The organism is Phycisphaeraceae bacterium (genome assembly GCA_040222855.1).
In the GTDB taxonomy this organism is placed as follows: Bacteria; Planctomycetota; Phycisphaerae; order Phycisphaerales; family Phycisphaeraceae; genus Mucisphaera.
Map to the genome: position 1 here is coordinate 1050246 of JAVKCD010000019.1, position 16609 is coordinate 1066854.

17 protein-coding genes are annotated in these 16609 nt (G+C 62.1%); 10 read left to right on the forward strand and 7 right to left on the reverse strand.

Annotated features, from left to right (window positions below; translation table 11 throughout):
- Positions 1-26 precede the first annotated feature (26 nt).
- On the forward strand, positions 27-950 hold the full coding sequence (gene murB / locus RIG82_09590; protein ID MEQ9461190.1) for a UDP-N-acetylmuramate dehydrogenase: 924 nt from the start codon (positions 27-29) through the stop codon (positions 948-950).
- A gap of 4 nt (positions 951-954) precedes the next feature.
- On the opposite strand, the gene RIG82_09595 is transcribed toward murB, so the two are convergent.
- A complete protein-coding gene (locus tag RIG82_09595) occupies positions 955-2373 on the reverse strand; it encodes a hypothetical protein (GenBank protein ID MEQ9461191.1) in 1419 nt (472 codons plus the stop codon).
- Positions 2374-2519: 146 nt separating this feature from the next.
- On the opposite strand from RIG82_09595, the gene rpsU reads away from it, so the two are divergent.
- The 3 genes from rpsU to rsfS all read left to right on the forward strand — a co-directional run bounded on the left by rpsU (position 2520) and on the right by rsfS (position 6214).
- Entirely contained in the window at positions 2520-2726 is a 207-nt protein-coding gene (gene rpsU, locus RIG82_09600) for a 30S ribosomal protein S21 (protein ID MEQ9461192.1), read from the forward strand.
- Between the two features lie 251 nt (positions 2727-2977).
- Positions 2978-5605 carry a sodium/proton-translocating pyrophosphatase gene (locus tag RIG82_09605; protein MEQ9461193.1) on the forward strand — a complete coding sequence of 876 codons (2628 nt, stop codon included), beginning with the start codon at positions 2978-2980 and terminating at the stop codon, positions 5603-5605.
- Positions 5606-5710: 105 nt separating this feature from the next.
- Positions 5711-6214, forward strand: coding sequence for a ribosome silencing factor (gene rsfS, locus RIG82_09610; GenBank protein MEQ9461194.1), 504 nt, complete (start codon positions 5711-5713; stop codon positions 6212-6214).
- Here rsfS and tilS read toward each other — a convergent pair.
- Positions 6174-7205 carry a tRNA lysidine(34) synthetase TilS gene (gene tilS, locus RIG82_09615; protein ID MEQ9461195.1) on the reverse strand — a complete coding sequence of 344 codons (1032 nt, stop codon included), beginning with the start codon at positions 7203-7205 and terminating at the stop codon, positions 6174-6176. The genes rsfS and tilS overlap by 41 nt on opposite strands.
- Positions 7206-7264: 59 nt before the next feature.
- Between tilS and larC the strand changes: the two genes are divergently transcribed.
- Together larC and RIG82_09625 are read left to right on the forward strand one after the other, a co-directional pair.
- Positions 7265-7759, forward strand: a complete 495-nt coding sequence (larC, locus tag RIG82_09620; GenBank protein MEQ9461196.1) for a pyridinium-3,5-bisthiocarboxylic acid mononucleotide nickel chelatase — start codon at positions 7265-7267, stop codon at positions 7757-7759.
- Complete coding sequence (locus RIG82_09625; GenBank protein ID MEQ9461197.1) at positions 7760-8248, forward strand: hypothetical protein; 489 nt, start codon at positions 7760-7762, stop codon at positions 8246-8248.
- A 136-nt stretch (positions 8249-8384) separates the two neighbouring features.
- Here RIG82_09625 and RIG82_09630 read toward each other — a convergent pair whose 3' ends face one another.
- From RIG82_09630 to dnaN, 5 genes are all read right to left on the reverse strand, one after another.
- On the reverse strand, positions 8385-9587 hold the full coding sequence (locus RIG82_09630) for a hypothetical protein (GenBank protein MEQ9461198.1): 1203 nt from the start codon (positions 9585-9587) through the stop codon (positions 8385-8387).
- Positions 9588-9680: 93 nt separating this feature from the next.
- Positions 9681-10916, reverse strand: coding sequence for a hypothetical protein (locus tag RIG82_09635; GenBank protein ID MEQ9461199.1), 1236 nt, complete (start codon positions 10914-10916; stop codon positions 9681-9683).
- Between the two features lie 28 nt (positions 10917-10944).
- Entirely contained in the window at positions 10945-11589 is a 645-nt protein-coding gene (locus RIG82_09640; protein MEQ9461200.1) for a hypothetical protein, read from the reverse strand.
- Positions 11590-11635: 46 nt separating this feature from the next.
- On the reverse strand, positions 11636-11902 hold the full coding sequence (gene iscX, locus RIG82_09645; GenBank protein ID MEQ9461201.1) for a Fe-S cluster assembly protein IscX: 267 nt from the start codon (positions 11900-11902) through the stop codon (positions 11636-11638).
- 14 nt (positions 11903-11916) lie between these two features.
- Positions 11917-13023, reverse strand: a complete 1107-nt coding sequence (gene dnaN, locus RIG82_09650) for a DNA polymerase III subunit beta (protein ID MEQ9461202.1) — start codon at positions 13021-13023, stop codon at positions 11917-11919.
- A 168-nt stretch (positions 13024-13191) separates the two neighbouring features.
- Between dnaN and RIG82_09655 the strand changes: the two genes are divergently transcribed.
- From RIG82_09655 to RIG82_09670, 4 genes are all read left to right on the forward strand, one after another.
- Positions 13192-14751 (forward strand): oligosaccharide flippase family protein, encoded by a 1560-nt coding sequence (locus tag RIG82_09655; protein ID MEQ9461203.1) that lies wholly within the window; start codon positions 13192-13194, stop codon positions 14749-14751.
- A gap of 302 nt (positions 14752-15053) precedes the next feature.
- Complete coding sequence (locus RIG82_09660; GenBank protein ID MEQ9461204.1) at positions 15054-15320, forward strand: bL35 family ribosomal protein; 267 nt, start codon at positions 15054-15056, stop codon at positions 15318-15320.
- A 44-nt stretch (positions 15321-15364) separates the two neighbouring features.
- Positions 15365-15742 (forward strand): 50S ribosomal protein L20, encoded by a 378-nt coding sequence (rplT, locus tag RIG82_09665; GenBank protein ID MEQ9461205.1) that lies wholly within the window; start codon positions 15365-15367, stop codon positions 15740-15742.
- 105 nt (positions 15743-15847) lie between these two features.
- Positions 15848-16567, forward strand: a complete 720-nt coding sequence (locus tag RIG82_09670; protein MEQ9461206.1) for a TIGR00730 family Rossman fold protein — start codon at positions 15848-15850, stop codon at positions 16565-16567.
- Positions 16568-16609: the final 42 nt, after the last annotated feature.

The window sequence follows — 16609 nt, forward strand, 5'->3', positions numbered from 1 at the left end:
ATGAGCCGATTATTGACAATGTGTCCGTGTCCACCCTTGATCCCTCGATGTTTGAAGGTCTCGACGTTGAGGTCAGCTTCGATGCGCCTCTTGGTCCGCTGACGTGGTACCGCGTGGGCGGTTCAGCGGAAGCGTTGGTCGATCCGCGCTCGATCGAGTCTCTAGGCGAACTGCTCCGGCGATGCCACGCCTCGAAGATCGCGGTTCGGGTGCTGGGGAGTGGGGCGAATCTGCTGGTTGCTGACGAAGGGGTGCCGGGCGTGATCGTGCGTCTATCGAACCCTGCCTTTAGACAACTCAAGGGGCTCGATCGCCGAGATGGGCTGATCGCTGTAGGCGGTGGCTACGACCTGATGCGACTGGTGAATGAGACGACCCGGGTCGGTCTTGGCGGGCTGGAAGGACTCGCTGGTGTGCCAGCTTCCATCGGCGGGGCGGTGCGTATGAATGCAGGAGGGGCGTATGGTCAGATCAGCGATGTGGTGGCCTCGGTCCTGGTGATGGATGATCGTGGTCAGACCCGGCGCATTGCGCGAGATGACATCGCATTCGGTTACCGGCGATCGGGTATCACGGAGCTGGTCATTATTGAGGTCGAGCTGCAACTAGAACCTGCTGAGGCAGTGAGTCTAATCCAGCGAAAGAAAGAGGTCTTCGCGCGGAAGAAGTATGAGCAGCCTTTTGGTGCAGCGACATGTGGCTGCGCGTTTAAGAATCCGACAGACGATCAGGGGCAGCCCTGCGACTCTGCTGGTCGGTTGATCGATGCCTGTGGGCTCAAGGGCTACCGATTGGGTGGGGCGGTGGTTTCTGATCGGCACGCCAACTTCATCGCTGCGGAGTCGGGAGCCTCTGCTGATGACCTGATCCGGCTGATCGATCACGTTCAGCGGGAAGTTGCTGAGCAGACCGGCGTCCACCTGGTTTGCGAGGTGGTGATCTGGCCTTGAGGACTCAGCGCTCGGGCTCTTCAAGAAGCGTGTACAGCACGTTATCAACGAACTCGGGTGACTTGGTGAGACCCAGGTGATCGCTGAAGAGGAAGGTTACGCTGGTCCAGTCGATCGGCGACCGCAGCCTCGGCGACCACTCTCCGCCGACACGTTCGTCCATCAACGCTGAGCTGCGCAGGACGGTGCCGTCACCCTGATAGGAGCGGTGAACGCGCAGCTCACCGGTCTCCGGATGAATCGACAGCACAGCGCTGGTCTTGCGTGAGTCGGCGGCGTAGAGGTGCAGGTCGAGTCCCTCGGGCCGCTCGGCTGGCTGATCGATGGCGTCGTGGAACCGGCGGGCTCGTTCGAGACACTTTCGAGCGTGGAGATCGGCCAACGCAAGGCGCTGCTCGCGTGTCTTGATCTCGGGCAACAGCCATTGAAGAACCTTGTCCTGCTTGGGATCGAACAGGCCCCAGCCGTGCTTCTTCCAGAAGGCCACATCGTAGATTGTGTCCACTGGGTCCTGCGTGACCGCATCGACGTACGCGCCGTGGCGCGGCCGAGGCATGAGCTGATAGACCGACGGCATCGTTCCCAACACAGCGGAGGGATAGTCCTTCCACCACAGCGGGAGTTTGGCGCCGTCGTTGAGTTGAATCACGGACAAGGCTGATCCTGCATTGGGCGTGCCGACGAGGATCACGCGATCAATGTGCTTTGCGCCAGCCCAGGTGACTTCGGGCGTCGAGCCGTCTTGAGGAAGGTCCGCATCGCCGTAGCGGAGCATGTAGCGGGTGACCAGTCCGCCCATGGAGTGTGCGACGATGTCGAACTTCACGTCGGCGTCTTTGATGCCGTAGTCGCGCTCGTAGAGGGATTGCACCAGCGATCGTTTTTCCTCGATGAACGCCATGAGTGCGCGCGCACTCTCGACGTTGTCACGACGCCAGTCGTAAGGGAACTGGAAGCAGGTGTAGTGGTCAGTCCCGTAGTCGATGGCGTTGGCTTCGGCGAGTTGTTCATCGCGGTAGCCCCCGACGCCGAGGGTCTGAAGGATGTCGATGTAAGCCCCGAGCATCAACGGCAATCGGAAGAGGCGAACCTGAACTGTTTCGAGTGCGCCATCAACACGTACGCTGGTATCAAGCTCGCGCAGCGGGCCCGGGCCCATCGGGTGAGCGACGAGTCGTGCCCCCTCGGACGACATCGGATTGGCGTAGTCCCCGCTGAAGGCACCCCAGACCACCTTGCCGGTGGCATCATCCACGAGTCGTGAGCCGAGGATCCCTGGGATGACGATGACCGGGTTGCGGTCGGGGCCGTGATGCATTGCGGTGGGGGTGTAGATTTCCGCGAGCATTGGGCGCTCTCGCGAGCAGCCGATCAGCGTGAGGGCTGGCAGGATCAGGAAGATCAGCAGTAGCGGTCGTGTCATGGTGCTCCCATTGGAGGGTCGATGATGGCTTCTCTGCACGAGATTCTGCCCACGCGGCCATTTGCCAGAATCTTGTCCGTATGCCATGATACGTGGCTCGACTAGACCCCTGACCCCTAAGCAGGCAGACCCAGAAGGAATGCTTTATGGCGATTCGGATTAAGGCACGCAACGGCGAAACCGCGGAGCAGATGCTCCGCCGCTTCAAGAAGCTCTGCGAGAAAGAGGGCCTGACCAAAGAGGTCAAGCGCCGCGCCTACTACGAAAAGCCCAGTGAGCGGAAGCAGCGGGCCCTCCGCAAGGCCGTGAAGCGCAGCACGCCGATGACGGGCAGCAAGCCGTCTCGTTCCTAAAAGCTTGCAAATAAGCCGCTTACTTACAATCGGCTTTCTCCCGAACTTCAAGCCCTTGAGCGATCGTAATATTCCTCCGGGGTTTTTGTTTGATCTTTAACAAGACAATCCGATCCTATGATAGGATGTATATGGGCCTGAGCGGTGCTCGGGCCCCTCCCCCCCCGTCCCGCCCCCCCCCTCCCCGCCCGAGGCTCGACGAGCCTCACCCGCTGGCTCTCGCCCTGCGGACCCCGAGAAGGATTCCGACCATGACCGCCTTCTGGCATCCCTGCCTCCTCGCCGTGACCCCATCCGCTGTGACCAGCACGCCAAGCCTGGCTGACCTCCCGCTGGCCTTTGTGATCGCCCCGATCGCTGGCGTGTTGGCACTGGTCTTCGCGCGGCTCTTTTATGGGTCGATCATGGCCAAGCCCGAGGGTGACGCCAGCATGATCCGGATCGCCGCTGCGGTTAGAGAAGGGGCCTATGCCTACCTCGCACGTCAACGGAATATCGTTCTGATCGTCTTCGCTGTGCTCATCGCTCTTCTGCTGGTGATGGCTCTCGTGATGGGCACGCACCAGGAGCTGACGCCCCTGGGTGTCGCCATCGCGGGGCTGTTTTCGGGTCTCTGTGGCTACTTCGGCATGAAGACCGCCACCAACGCCTCGGCGCGCACTGCCGCCGCTGCCCGCGAGTCGCTGAACGACGGTTTGCAGGTCGCCTTCCGTGCCGGTGCGGTCATGGGCCTGTGCGTCACCGGGTTCGCGCTGATCGATATCTCGGTCTGGTTCGCAGTGCTGTTTGTTGCCTTCGGCTCCGAGGGCCCGATCGGACTGGTCCATCTGACGACGGTTACGCTGAGCTTCGCGATGGGTGCTTCGCTGCAGGCGTTGTTCGCCCGTGTCGGTGGCGGGATCTACACCAAGGCCGCGGATGTTGGCGCTGATCTCGTTGGCAAAGTCGAAGCCGGGATCCCTGAAGATGACGCTCGCAATCCGGCGACCATCGCCGACAACGTGGGCGATAACGTCGGCGACGTCGCTGGCATGGGTGCGGACCTCTACGAGAGCTACTACGGGTCGATCCTGGCCGCGATGGCGCTTGCAGCCGCCGCGGCGATGCGTCTGAATCTCGACCTTCCAGCCGCAGCGGCTCTGGTCGTGGCCGCTCCTGCTGTCGCGGGCCTCGGCATTCTCTGCTCGATCGCGGCGATCTATATGGTTCGCGCCCGTGAGGGTGCGGGTTTTGCCGAGCTGCTGCGCTCGCTGCACACCGGCGTCTTTGCCAGCTCGGGGATGATCATCCTCGGCTCCTTCGCGCTGCTGCAGTGGTTGCTTGGTTCGATTGAGCAGGTCAGCGCTCTGGGGATCTGGGGGGCGATCGTCTCCGGGCTCGTGGCGGGTCTGGTCATCGCCCGAGGTACCGAGTTGTATACCTCCTATGAACACAGCCCCACCCGGCGCATCAGCAAGCAGGCCGAGACCGGCCCCGCGACGGTGATCATCGCTGGTATCGCTGAGGGCATGACCTCGACGTGGGTTCCGCTGCTGACGGTGGTGGTCGCGATCCTTCTCGCGTTCAACCTCGCTGGCGGGTCCGAAGAGTTCCTGCTGGGCGTGTTCGGTGTCGGTATTGCCGCCGTCGGGATGCTCGCGACGCTTGGGATCACCCTCGCGACCGACGCCTACGGACCGATCGCCGACAACGCGGGCGGGAACGCCGAGATGACCCACCAGCCCCCGCACGTCCGCGAGCGCACCGACATGCTCGACAGCCTTGGCAACACGACCGCCGCGACGGGAAAAGGCTTCGCCATTGGCTCGGCGGCGCTCACAGCGCTCGCGCTACTCGCGGCCTATGTCATCACGGTTCAGGCTGCATTAACTCAGCAGGTTCATACGCTGCCGATGACCGAACCCATCGCCGCCCAGATGGCCGCGGCGACTGATGGTCTCCAGCCGGGCGTCGTGAAGTTCGAGGGCGGCTACCTCGGCCACGGCCTGTTTCGCATTGTGGATCCCGGCACCGGCAAGGTGGATGCGGGCATGCTGCTCTCTCATCAGGACCGTCGTCTCATCGAGACGGCGCTCGACGCTGGCGACGCGCAGATCACCATCCTGCAGCACGGTAGTCGGCGCTTCTACGACGCCCAACTCACGATCGGGCCTGAGCTGTATGACTTCGAGGTTCTCCCGGCGAGCGCTGCCGACATCACCCAGCTCCTCGAGTTCTACGACGTCTCGATCATGAACCCCAAGGTTCTCTGCGGGCTGTTCATCGGCGTGATGCTGGTCATGGTTTTCTGCGCGATGACGATGAACGCCGTCGGCCGCGCAGCTTCGAGCATGATGATCGAGTGCCGCAGGCAGTTCGGGCTCATGAAGCAGGGCTTTGCCCTCGATGGCATGACGGAGGCCCAGATAGCTGATCCCAATCAGTGGCCCGATACCACCCAGTTCGAGGGCAAGCAGTACCCCGACTACGCCAGTTGTGTCTCGATCTCGACGACCGGGGCTCTCCGGGAGATGGTCATGCCCTCGCTGCTGGCCTTCTTCACGCCGATCGCGACCGGCCTGATCCTGGGTGTGCCCGGGACCATGGGTCTTCTCGCCGGAACCCTCGTCTGCGGCTTCGCCGTGGCCATCTTCATGGCCAACGCCGGCGGGGCATGGGACAACGCCAAGAAGTTCATCGAGACCGGCGAGCAGGGCGGCAAAGGCTCGGCTGACCATAAGGCCACCGTCGTGGGCGACACCGTTGGCGACCCGTTCAAGGACACCTCCGGGCCGTCACTGAACATCCTGATCAAGCTGGTCTCGATCGTCTCGGTGGTCTTTGCCGGTCTGATCGTCCGCTACAGTCCCGAGGTCTCTTCCTGGATCGGCCTGGGCTGATCGCGCCCGCTGTGCTCCGAACCACCCTACAATGACCCACCCGGGCCGGGAGGCCCGGGTTTTTCGTGCCCGAGACCCCGCGAGGAAGCGAGAACGCCCGCACTCATGACCGACGACCACGCCCAGCCATGCCCGTCAGACCCCGAAGAGCTCCTGGATGAACTCGAGGATGAGCCTTCCCCGCCCATCCGCAGGCTCTACCCCGATGCGCCGAGCCGTAAGTTTGCCTGTTTCTCGGCACGCCTGCTGTCTGAGCTGCACTGCGAGGATGTCCTGGTTTTCGACGTCCGCGGGATCAGCCAGATCACCGACTATCTGGTCCTCGCCTCCGGCACCTCCGATCGCCAGCTCCGTGGCGTGTCCGGTCGTGTTGTCGAACTGGCCAAGGAGCACGATATCGAACGCTTCGGCACCGAGACCGACACCGACTCGACCTGGCGCGTGATCGACTTCTCCAGCGTGATGGTTCATCTCTTCGAGCCGGTGACCCGGGCCCACTATGACCTCGAAATGCTCTGGGGCGACGCCCCGCAGATCCGCTGGCGCGACGAGGCCCCCCAGACGATCCTCAAGAAGCAGGGCGACGGATCACCACCGACCGGTGATTGACCATCACTTCCACACCCCCCGCCAGCGTCCAGGAGGACGGCTGCGCAGGCGATTGAGACACTGCCTCTGCGATCTCCCGCACGATCCGGGCGGAGAGCCGATCAGCCCGAACTCCTGATTCGAGCAACACACTACGCAGCAACGCTGAAGCCAAAGGGGCTTTAAGCCCAGCCAGCGCAGCAAGATCCGCCCGCAGTTCGTGTCCCGATGGCGTGAACAAAGATCGCTCCGCCTCTACCCGCGAGGCCATCCACTGAGCCATCTCCCGGAGTTGGTCTGCTGTCTCAAGTGCCCGCCGATGCCCCTTAGGCCACAGCGTCCGCAGCCCCGGCAACACGTCCGCCCGCAAGCGATTCCGCCTGAGGTGCTGCTTGCTGTTGAGCGGGTCCTCGAACCACCGAACCTGATGCCGCTCCAGAAAACCGATGATCTCGGCGTGGGTGATTCCCAGCATCGGCCGCACCACGGCCAGATCGCCCGCCGCCGACTGCCTTGACCACGCCATTCCCGCCAGCCCTCTCGGGCCAGCCCCACGCATCAGCCGCATCAGCATGGTTTCGAGCTGATCGTCCGCGTGATGGGCCAAGGCCACCGTTCGCACCCCGTGCTCTCTCGCGATCGACCGCAGTGCCGCATGGCGCTGCTTCCGGGCCGTCGCTTCGAGATTCCCGCCATGCCGATCCGGGTGAATCGACCGCACCGCGTAGTCAGCCCCCCAATCAGTCGCCTGCTGCCTGAGAAACGTGTCCGCCTCGTCAGATTGCTCAGTCAGATGGTGATTGACGTGCGCCACAAGCACCCGCTGGTGCCAACCTCGCCGACCGGCCAGGGCACACAACGCCCGCAGCAAGGCCTGCGAGTCCCCGCCCCCCGAGCAGGCCACGGCGATCACCGGCTCAGACCGCGGGTCGAACCCGCAGCGTTCTCGCAGGGCGACCGCCGTCTCACGGACCAGCGGATCGAGCGCAACCTTTGTGGAGTGACCGGCCATGAGCCCGATAATACGAAGACCCGTGGTTCGTGCCTCGGGAATCGATGCAGGAGTACGGCTTGTCCGTCCAGACCGCCTCACATCAGGATTCTCCCGCCGAGGTCACTGAGCTTGTCGTCAATCTCGACGATGCGCCAGGCGAGACCATCGGGCACACGGTGACGGCCGTCCTCGACGCCGGTGCCCTCGACGCCTGGTGGACCCCGATCGGTATGAAGAAGAACCGCCCGGGGGTCATGCTCTCGGTTCTGGTCCACCCGGTCGATCAGCGCCGTCTTGAAGCCCTGCTCCTTGAACTGACCGGCTCCTTCGGCGTGCGTACCCGCACGTGGCAACGCACCGTCCTCGACCGCCGGCATGAGACCGTCTTAACACCCTTTGGGGAAGCCCGCGTCAAGATCGGCTCCCGCGATGGCCAGGACCTGGTCGCTCGGGGCGAACACGAAGACGCAGCTCAACTCGCCCAGCGGTCTGGCACACCCCTGCGTCTGGTTCAGGCCGCCATCGACGCCGAAGCCACCTCGCGGTTCCTCACGGCAGGGGGGAAACGGTAGATGGACACCCTCCGCAACTTCCTGCCGGTCGTCGCCATCCTCTTCATCCTGATGGCGCTCTTTAGCTTCGCTGCCCGTAAGCGCCAGGCCCCGAGGACCCCCGCCCGCGACCAGCTCGAAGACCTCAAGCAGCGCAAAAGCTTCCGCGATGATCTGGGCAACCTCATGGTCGAAGTCGAAGAACTCACGCGCCGTTTCAGCAGTCAGATCGACGCCAAGACCGTTCGCCTCGAACGCCTGATCCAGGAGGCCGAGATCCGCATTGATCAGCTCAACCAGCTCGAAGCCAGGCATGGCCAGAAACCCAGCCCGACTCCATCGACCAGTGACTCGGCGGGCACGCCAGCTTCAGCCAACCCGATGCAGACACTGACGCGTTCGGTTCACACCCTGGCCGATCAAGGCCACGACCCCGCAGAGATCGCCGAGAAACTCGGTGAGCACATCGGCAAGGTTGAGCTGATTCTCGCCCTGCGCACCAGCGGCTGACGCTGATTCGTACCACTTTTCGGCCAACTCGGTCTCAGCGATATCCACCTTCTCGTTGCCAACTTCAGTTACGGCACGCCGTGCCTGAGCCGACCTCGATCATCATCCTCTTCATAGGCTGTATGGTCGTGGTTCGCTATCGCGACTCAATCCACTGACGAAGGGCTGATCGCTTCCGTGACCATCCGTCATCGAGTCGCTCCGTGATGAATCCGGCATAAGCTCGATCGATCCACGCCGCCAGGTCCAGGATCAACTCAAACCGCTTGTTGATCCGCCCTCGCTCATCTTCGACATCCTCGATCTCGGGCAGCAGTGTGCTGCTCACCGACATCATCTCGGCGTTCATCGTCATCTCCCAGTGTGATTCGCCATCCGAGACCAGCAGCCCGGCTTTGCGCGGCCACTTGCCCTTCCGCAGCGCCTCGCCCGCCTCGCCCAGGCGCGTTGGCGTATCAACGCGCAGCATCTGCTTGCCCGCCAACCCCCACGCGCACTCCATATCCAGCGCTTTGGTGATCGCGACGAAGCCCTGGGGCTGATCCACCTTGTCCCCCGGTCGCTTGGCCAGATCAATCGCGCCTTGCGCTGACTCAAACCGATGCCAGAGCCACAGCAGCCACTCATCACCCAGAAAATCGCGAAGATCGACGGCCTTCGCCATCCACGGCACCGGCGGGCCCGATCGCTTCGGCCCCGTCATAGCATGCTCGTTCCCACTCGGCGGACCGGTAAACGCTGACGGCTGCGCATCCTCCAGATCACGCTTGCCTCCACGCTTGCCCATCACATGCTCCGCGAGTTTTCCGGCCGTCAAAGGCACCATCCGGATCGCAAACGCATTCGTCAGCAGCGACACCGCCACATCCGATGTGCCCTTCGCCGCCGTACCTAGCAAGACCTCACCCCGCGACAGGTCCCAGAGAAACGGCACCGACTTAGACTTGCGGAACTTCCCCGCAGCGCGCTCCTGACTGATCTGATGCTCGGCCATCTCGTCCGCGCTCGCAGGAGGTTCGCCCATCCCAGCAGGCATTGCGTTCATCCGCTCATAAGCCTTACGCAGCTCACTGGGCGGGTTGTGCGTATCAATCCGGATCGATGCCAGCAGCAACGGACGACTCGGCTTGCCCCAACCAATCTTCTCCAGCGAAAACTGCGTGTCCAGCAGGTGCTCTGCCGTGACAAACCCGACCTCAGGCTCGCGAGCGTCCGGCACCGCAGACGCCACGAAAGCGTGCTCCTCCAGGATCGACACCGCCACATCATCCACGCTCTTGGGTGCGTCCCCTTCGACCAGATACCGACAAAACGTCACACGACCGGAAGTCAACGACATACAAACATCTCTATGGCTGAGGGGTGAGTAAAAGTAAGCAAAACAGCACACAACCGAGACTGACAAGGCATCACGGCGATAGGTAGGGAGGGGCTAGACCTTGGCCTGATCGCCACTCGAACGAGCCGCCATCAACGGTCGGTGTTCCGTAGGAACCCAACGCAGGGCCAATCGGCCGAGACCGATGACGCCGAGTGCCCCCAGGCTCCACCACGGCTGCCGACCATCCACGAACCCCGCATACGCCATCGGGCTCGCCACGATCACGGTCACCAGACATACCCGCCACGCCATCCGCAGTTCCATTACCCGAGGCGGGGGAACCACACAGATCAGCACATACGCCGGGAACAGCAATCCATACGCCAACAAGAACAAGCGATAGCCCAGTTCGATCCGCTCACCGCGCAACTCCAGCGGGGCACCGTACACCCAAAAACCCGCCGCCGCCGCGACGATCGAGAAGACCATCACTCGAAACACGCCGTGCCCCCCACGCCGACTTGTCACCTCGTGCAGATGCAGACCCACGGTGTACGCCGTCTGCCCGCACACATGAATCCCCAGCCAGAGTACCACCGCAGTTGGCAACACCACCGGTCCTTCGGCAGCAAACAGGTCCACGACATACGGCGCATAAAACACCGACAGAACGATCATCACCGCGAAGAGCCCGCCAAAGCCGATCGCAAAAGCCAGCTTCCCTGCCGACACCGAGCACCGCTCTCGAACCCGATGGAATGTCAGGTCGAGATACGGACAGAGCAAAAACCCGCCCGCCATCACCGGTAGCAACCACAGCATCGACACCGCACGTTCACCCGTGATCGCCAGATCAACTATCGCCCCCGGCTCCGGTGCCCGCTGGAGAAACAGCCCCACCACCGCGACGGACACACCCACCAGCGCCAACCCCAACCAGGCCACGCTAACGATCGACCACACCGCCAGCCCCCACACCACCGCACCCAGCGCGACAGTTCCCAAGGCCCAGGTCCATCCAAACAAAGGCAGGATCAGGCACGTCACCCCGAAGGCGTGGAACATGATCGTCACATCCGAAAACCCCATCCCCGCCCGTCGATGAAGCCCGACAAACGCTTCGCTTCGTTGAGCGGAGGTCACCCACCACGCAAACGCCGCAGCACCCAGCATGTTCGGCACAGCAAAGGCGAGAAAACCGAGCAAGCCGTGGTCTCGCACCAGCATTACCGGCAGGAACATGCCGATCACCCACGTCCATGACGCCGCCAGCATCCCTGCCCACGCCAGCGTCATCCACAACGGAGCATGTCCCCGGTCTGTCTGTTCAGTTGACTCTCGCGTCATGGTGTCTCGGTGGTGGCGCTGTCAGTGCTCAAGGTTGACCGTTGCTCTCAGGCCTCGCGTCCCGTCGAGTCACCAGCTTCAGCTTACGACTCCGGGCCTGAGTCTTAGGCGTCACATGGAATGTCGCCACACTCTGACCCACCCGACGCTCCTTCTCATCCCCGGACGTCACCATCTGCAGGATCTGCATATCCACCGTCAGATTGAACTCCTGACCGGTCGCCAGCAACTCGTCGATGTCCTGGTGGGGTGTGATCCGATACACCGCAGGGCCGAAACACGGCCGCCGAAACGTGTACTCGAGATGCTTGCACACCACCGTGTAATCCGCCCCGCACTTCTCAAACACATACATCCCGCCCGCCACCTCAGCGTTGCCCAGCAGCGCCCCGCCCGCCATCGCGTTGTACCAGTTCCGGTTGAACCGACGAAACGGCAGGATCGCCGAAAAACTGTTCTCATCACCCCTCAAAAAACGGATGCCACTCCGGTACGCCAACGGCAGGAACATCATCGAAAACAACTTCTGCCAGAAACGATTGCGTGTGGATAACCGCGACAGCCTCGCCTCCCACCGGTGATACAGCCGCGTCCACCAACCCTCCTCCTGCGCACGCTCCTCCGGCACAGTTGTTACCGCCGCCGGAGGCTCTTGAACAGGACAATCTGACATTTGCCTACTTTACTCGACACGACCCGGTGCATCCCGCCATCAACGCTCAGCGGAACGGATTGTTCGGACGAAAACCCGGTCGGTCCTCCTCGTCCCCCGAGATTTCCTGATTTTCCTCGACCCACAGCGACTGGATCGCTTCAAGGATCTGCTCGTTTACTCGGTGGTCCGGGTCCGCCTCGAAACCCTCCAGGCCCTCCACCAGCTTCCGCAACTCAGGAAAGCTGATGACTGCCGGATCCCGGTCCGGATGCGCTTCGACCAGACCCAGCGCGATGTCCTCAAAATCTGTCCAGCCGAAGGTCTCGTCCATGCCCATCACTCGCGTCAGGTCAGGCTCACGGGCATGACAACGTACAGAAAGTGACTCTCGGTCTTCATCACGCCCGGCTTGTTCGCCGCTTTGAGCTCAAGGGTGACCTTCTCACTATCCACGACCTTGAGCGCATCCAGGATGTACGCCGGGTTGAACCCGATCTCAACCGGCTCACCGCTGTAGCTCGACAACTCCGACTTGATCTCCGCCTCACCCATTTCTGGGGCACGGCTCGTAAGCGTCAACCCACTCTCATCAAACGCCATCCGCACGCCCTTGGACTCTTCATTGGTCAGCAGAGCCGCACGACGCACCGCCGACACCAGCACATCCGTGCTGACCTCAGCCTTCTTGTCGCCATCCTTCGGGATCACGTCCTGATAAGGCGGGAAGTTCCCCTCCACCAGATTCGACACGAGCACCGCCTGATCCGTCGCGAAGAAGATCTGGTTGTCAGCAATCCGGCACCGCACCGTCTGCTCCGGGTCATCAAACAGCTTCAGCAGCAGATTCAAGGCCTTGGTCGGAACGATCGCCGACCGCGTCTCTCCCGAACCACCCTTGCACGAGCCCTTGGCCAGTGCCAGCCGGTGACCATCCGTCGCCACCACCGATAGCTTGTTGCCCGTCCGCTCCAGCAGCACGCCATTGATCGCGTACCGACTGTTTTCCCGAGCCGTCGCAAATATCGTCATCGCGATCAGCCGATGCAGGTCCGAAGCACCGATCTCAAAATCAGCATCCCCCTTGAACACTGGTACCGCAGCAAAATCCGCCACCGGATACCCAAAGACCTTGAAACGACTGTCCTTACCCGTGATCACCGCTGACTCTTCATCCGTGGCGATCTCGATCGTCGGGTCAATCGACTCCCGCACGATCTGCCCCAGCTTGTCCGCCGGAATCAACGCCTCCCCAGCCTCAGCGACCTCGATCCGCTCGGTCTTGAGCGTCACCGTCACCTCAGTATCCGTGCCCACCAGCGTCAGCATCGGCGGGCTCGCCTCCGCCGTCAGCTTCACGCACCGCAGCACCGGCTTAGGCGTACGACTCAAAACAACGCCCGATACCGTGTTGAGTGCCTCGACCAGGGCTCCCCGATCGCAAATGACCTTCATGGGACGAATCCTCTTTTAAACCTGTGGAACACCGAAAACTAGCCGCTCCAGCCCGCCCCGGCAAACCGAGCGGACCTCAACGCCGTAGCTATCCTTAAACCCCACCCCTGCCGATGATACCGATGTACGCCCCAACCGGCCCCTCCTCAGCGCCGCCAGCACACCCGCATGCCCGATAACCCCGCACAATCCGCCCCCATCGAGCCTGCGGACTCATGGTCTCGCCGAACCAAGGACCGTCTCACCGAGCTGCCGGGCATGTATATCCTCAAAGGCGGGGGCCTCCGTGCCGCCGCCCTCAAAGGTTCCATCTGGTCCGTCGCGGGTGCAGCCGTTGCCATATTGCTCCGACTCGGCTCCAACCTTGCCCTCGCCTGGATGCTCTTCCCAGAGGCCTTCGGTCTCGCCCAGCTCATCAGCGTCGTCATCACCGGACTTCAGATGTTTTCCGACGTAGGCATCGGACCCGCCATCACCCAGAACCGCCGCGGTGACGATCCCATTTTCCTCAATACCGCCTGGACCATCCAGATCATCCGCGGCGTCATCCTGTCCCTCATCTCAATGGTCCTGGCCTGGCCTATGGCCATCTTCTTCAACGAGCCCATGCTGGCTCAGCTTATCCCCGTCGCAGGGCTAACTGCCATGGCCGCCGGATTCCAGTCCACCGCGGTACACCGGGCGACCCGCCACCTCCAGATCGGTCGCCTGACCGCCTTCCAGCTCGTCGGGCAGCTCGCCGGTGCCATCGCCATGGTCACCTGGGCTCTGGTGGATCGCTCAGTCTGGGCTCTGGTTGCAGGCCCGCTCATCGGCGTGTCCATCAGCTCGGCCCTGAGCTTCATCATGCTCAAAGGACACCCTCACAGACTTGTCATCAACCGCGAAGCCCTCAGTGAACTCACGAAGTTCGGGAAATGGATCTTCGCCAGCACCGTCGTCACATTCTTCGGCCTTACCGCCGATCGCATCGTCCTGGGCAAACTCGTCGACCCCGGCACCCTGGGCGTCTATGGCATCGCCCTGGGTCTTGTGATGATGTGTGTCCAGCTAGTTACCCGTATCGATCGTGGGGTCTTCTTCCCAGCTTTCGCCAAAGCCCAGGGCGACCACCAGCGTCTGGCCGACATGGTCAACCAGGTCCGCTTGCCCCTGCTCTTCGGCTCCGGACTCATCACCTTCCTGGCGATCGTCCTCGCTAAGCCCGTGATTACCCTCCTCTACGACGATCGATACCTCGAGGCCGGAGCGATGGCCCAAATCCTCGCGTTGCTGATCTTCATCCAGGTCAGCGAAAGCAACCTTGGTTCACTCCTGCTTTCCCTAGGCCGAAGTCGCGCCCTTTTCGCTGGCAACCTGATAAAAATCCTCACCTTTGCCGCTTTCGTCCTCCCCGCTCATCAACTGGTAGGCACCGTTGGCGTCATCGCCGCCCTCATCCTCTCTGACATCGCCCGACACGCCGTCACGACCACGCTTGCCATCCGTGCCCGCGTCCTCGACCTTCGAATGGACATCGCTCTCCAACTCCTGACACTCTCGGCCACCATGGCCCTCGTCCTTCTGCTCACAGTTGATCCCTCACTCCTCGCCGAAACGAACGCCCCCTCAATTTTCCTGGCCGCCACCCTCACCACACTCGCCGCCTATGCCCTCACCATCCCGATGGTGATCTATCCAATCATCCGAAAACGTCGAAACAGGCCACCAGATTCCAGCTGTTCCTGATCCTCTGACAGACACTCGTGGGCACGGCCGGGCTGCAAGATCAAGATAGGGGACGGACCACATCCTGCCCAAGGCGAACGTCTCGAATCCATCGCAGCCGATCAAAACACCATGGCCAGCGACCTTTGAGACCATCGGATGAACCCTCCTAAAATTTGGCAAAACAATAACGAACCAACCAGGTTGCCACGACGGCCCCACAGCTCATCCACTACCCGCCCCCTCTACCCCTTGCACCCCCCCCCGACCCCCGCTACACTACGCGGCTCGCTACCCCAAGCCAGAGGCGTCCTATGCCCAAAATGAAGACACATAAAGGCCTCCTCAAGCGTGTGAAAATCACCGCCAAAGGACGCGTGAAGTTCCGACCCGTCGGCACCTCGCATCTCAACTCCGGCCTCACCGGCGAGCAGATGCGAAAGCGCCGTCAGCAGAACTTTGCCAAAAAAGGCGACATTAAACGCCTCTCCAAGATGCTCCACCAGCCGGTCCGCTCCATCGAGTACATCGAGCAGGCTGATGCCGACAGGGTCCGTGAAAAGGCCAAAGCCAGCGGAGATTCCAAGTAAAGCCTTAACTGACACGCACTTGCGTGTCCTGACGGAGATTCGCCATGCCACGTGCATCCAAGGGTGCTGCCCGCCGACAGTCCAAGGTCCGTTGGTTCAAGAAAACCAAGGGCAACCGCGGAGCACGTCGTAACCACTGGGGCAGAATCAAGGAAACCGTCTATCGCGCTGGGGCCTACGCCTACGAGCACCGCCGCCAGGTCAAGCGCGACTACCGCCAGCTCTGGATCCTCCGCATCTCCGCCGCCTGCAAGATGCGTGGGATGTCCTACTCCCGCTTCATCAACGGCCTCAAGCTCGCCAACATCACGCTCAACCGCAAGATGCTCAGCGAGATCGCCATCGCCGACCCACAGGCCTTCGACCTCATCGCCGAACAGGCTAAATCCGCCCTTGAGGCCCAGGCCAAGCAGGCCGCCTGATTCGGCTCACCCTCGTTCGCTCGCACGAACATGACCACGCCGGGGACCTCTGCCGACAGGGCCAACAAGCCCCAAGCGTCCTCGCGCGAACGGAGAATACCAACCATGAATGACACTCAAGCTCTCGAACGCGGATTCCACGCCGACACCTGGCGCATGTTCCGCATCATCTCCGAGTTCGTCGATGGCTTCGAAGTCATGTCCGAGGTCGGTCCCGCCGTCACCATCTTCGGCTCAGCACGAACCCCGGAAACCGACCCGATGTACGTCAAAGCGGTCGCCTGCGGACAGAAAGTCTGCGAGCAGAAGCTCGCCGTCATCACCGGCGGCGGTCCCGGCATTATGGAAGCCGCCAACCGCGGTGCCAAGGCCTGTGGCGGGATCTCCGTCGGCCTCAACATCGCCCTCCCCCACGAACAGGACCCCAACCCCTACCAGACCCACAAACTCAACTTCCGCTACTTCTTCGTCCGCAAGGTCATGTTCGTCAAGTACGCCTGCGGCTTCATCCTCTTCCCAGGCGGCTTCGGCACCATGGACGAGTTCTTCGAAGCCCTCACCCTCATCCAGACCGAGAAAATAGAGAAGTTCCCCATCGTCTGCGTAGGCGTCGACTTCTGGACCGGCCTCATCGACTGGATGAAGTCCACCATGCTCGACAAGTACGCCACCATCAGCCCCGAAGACCTCGACCTCATCCATCTCACCGATGATGCCGACGAAGCCGTCCGCTTCATCACCGAACACTACAATCGCGAAGACTGGCTCGCCCGTAATCAGTCCAAACTGCCCTCCGACCTCTCCGCCGACCGACTCGTCCGCTGAGAACTCATCAACCCCACACACCCGCGACCAGACGCCACGTCA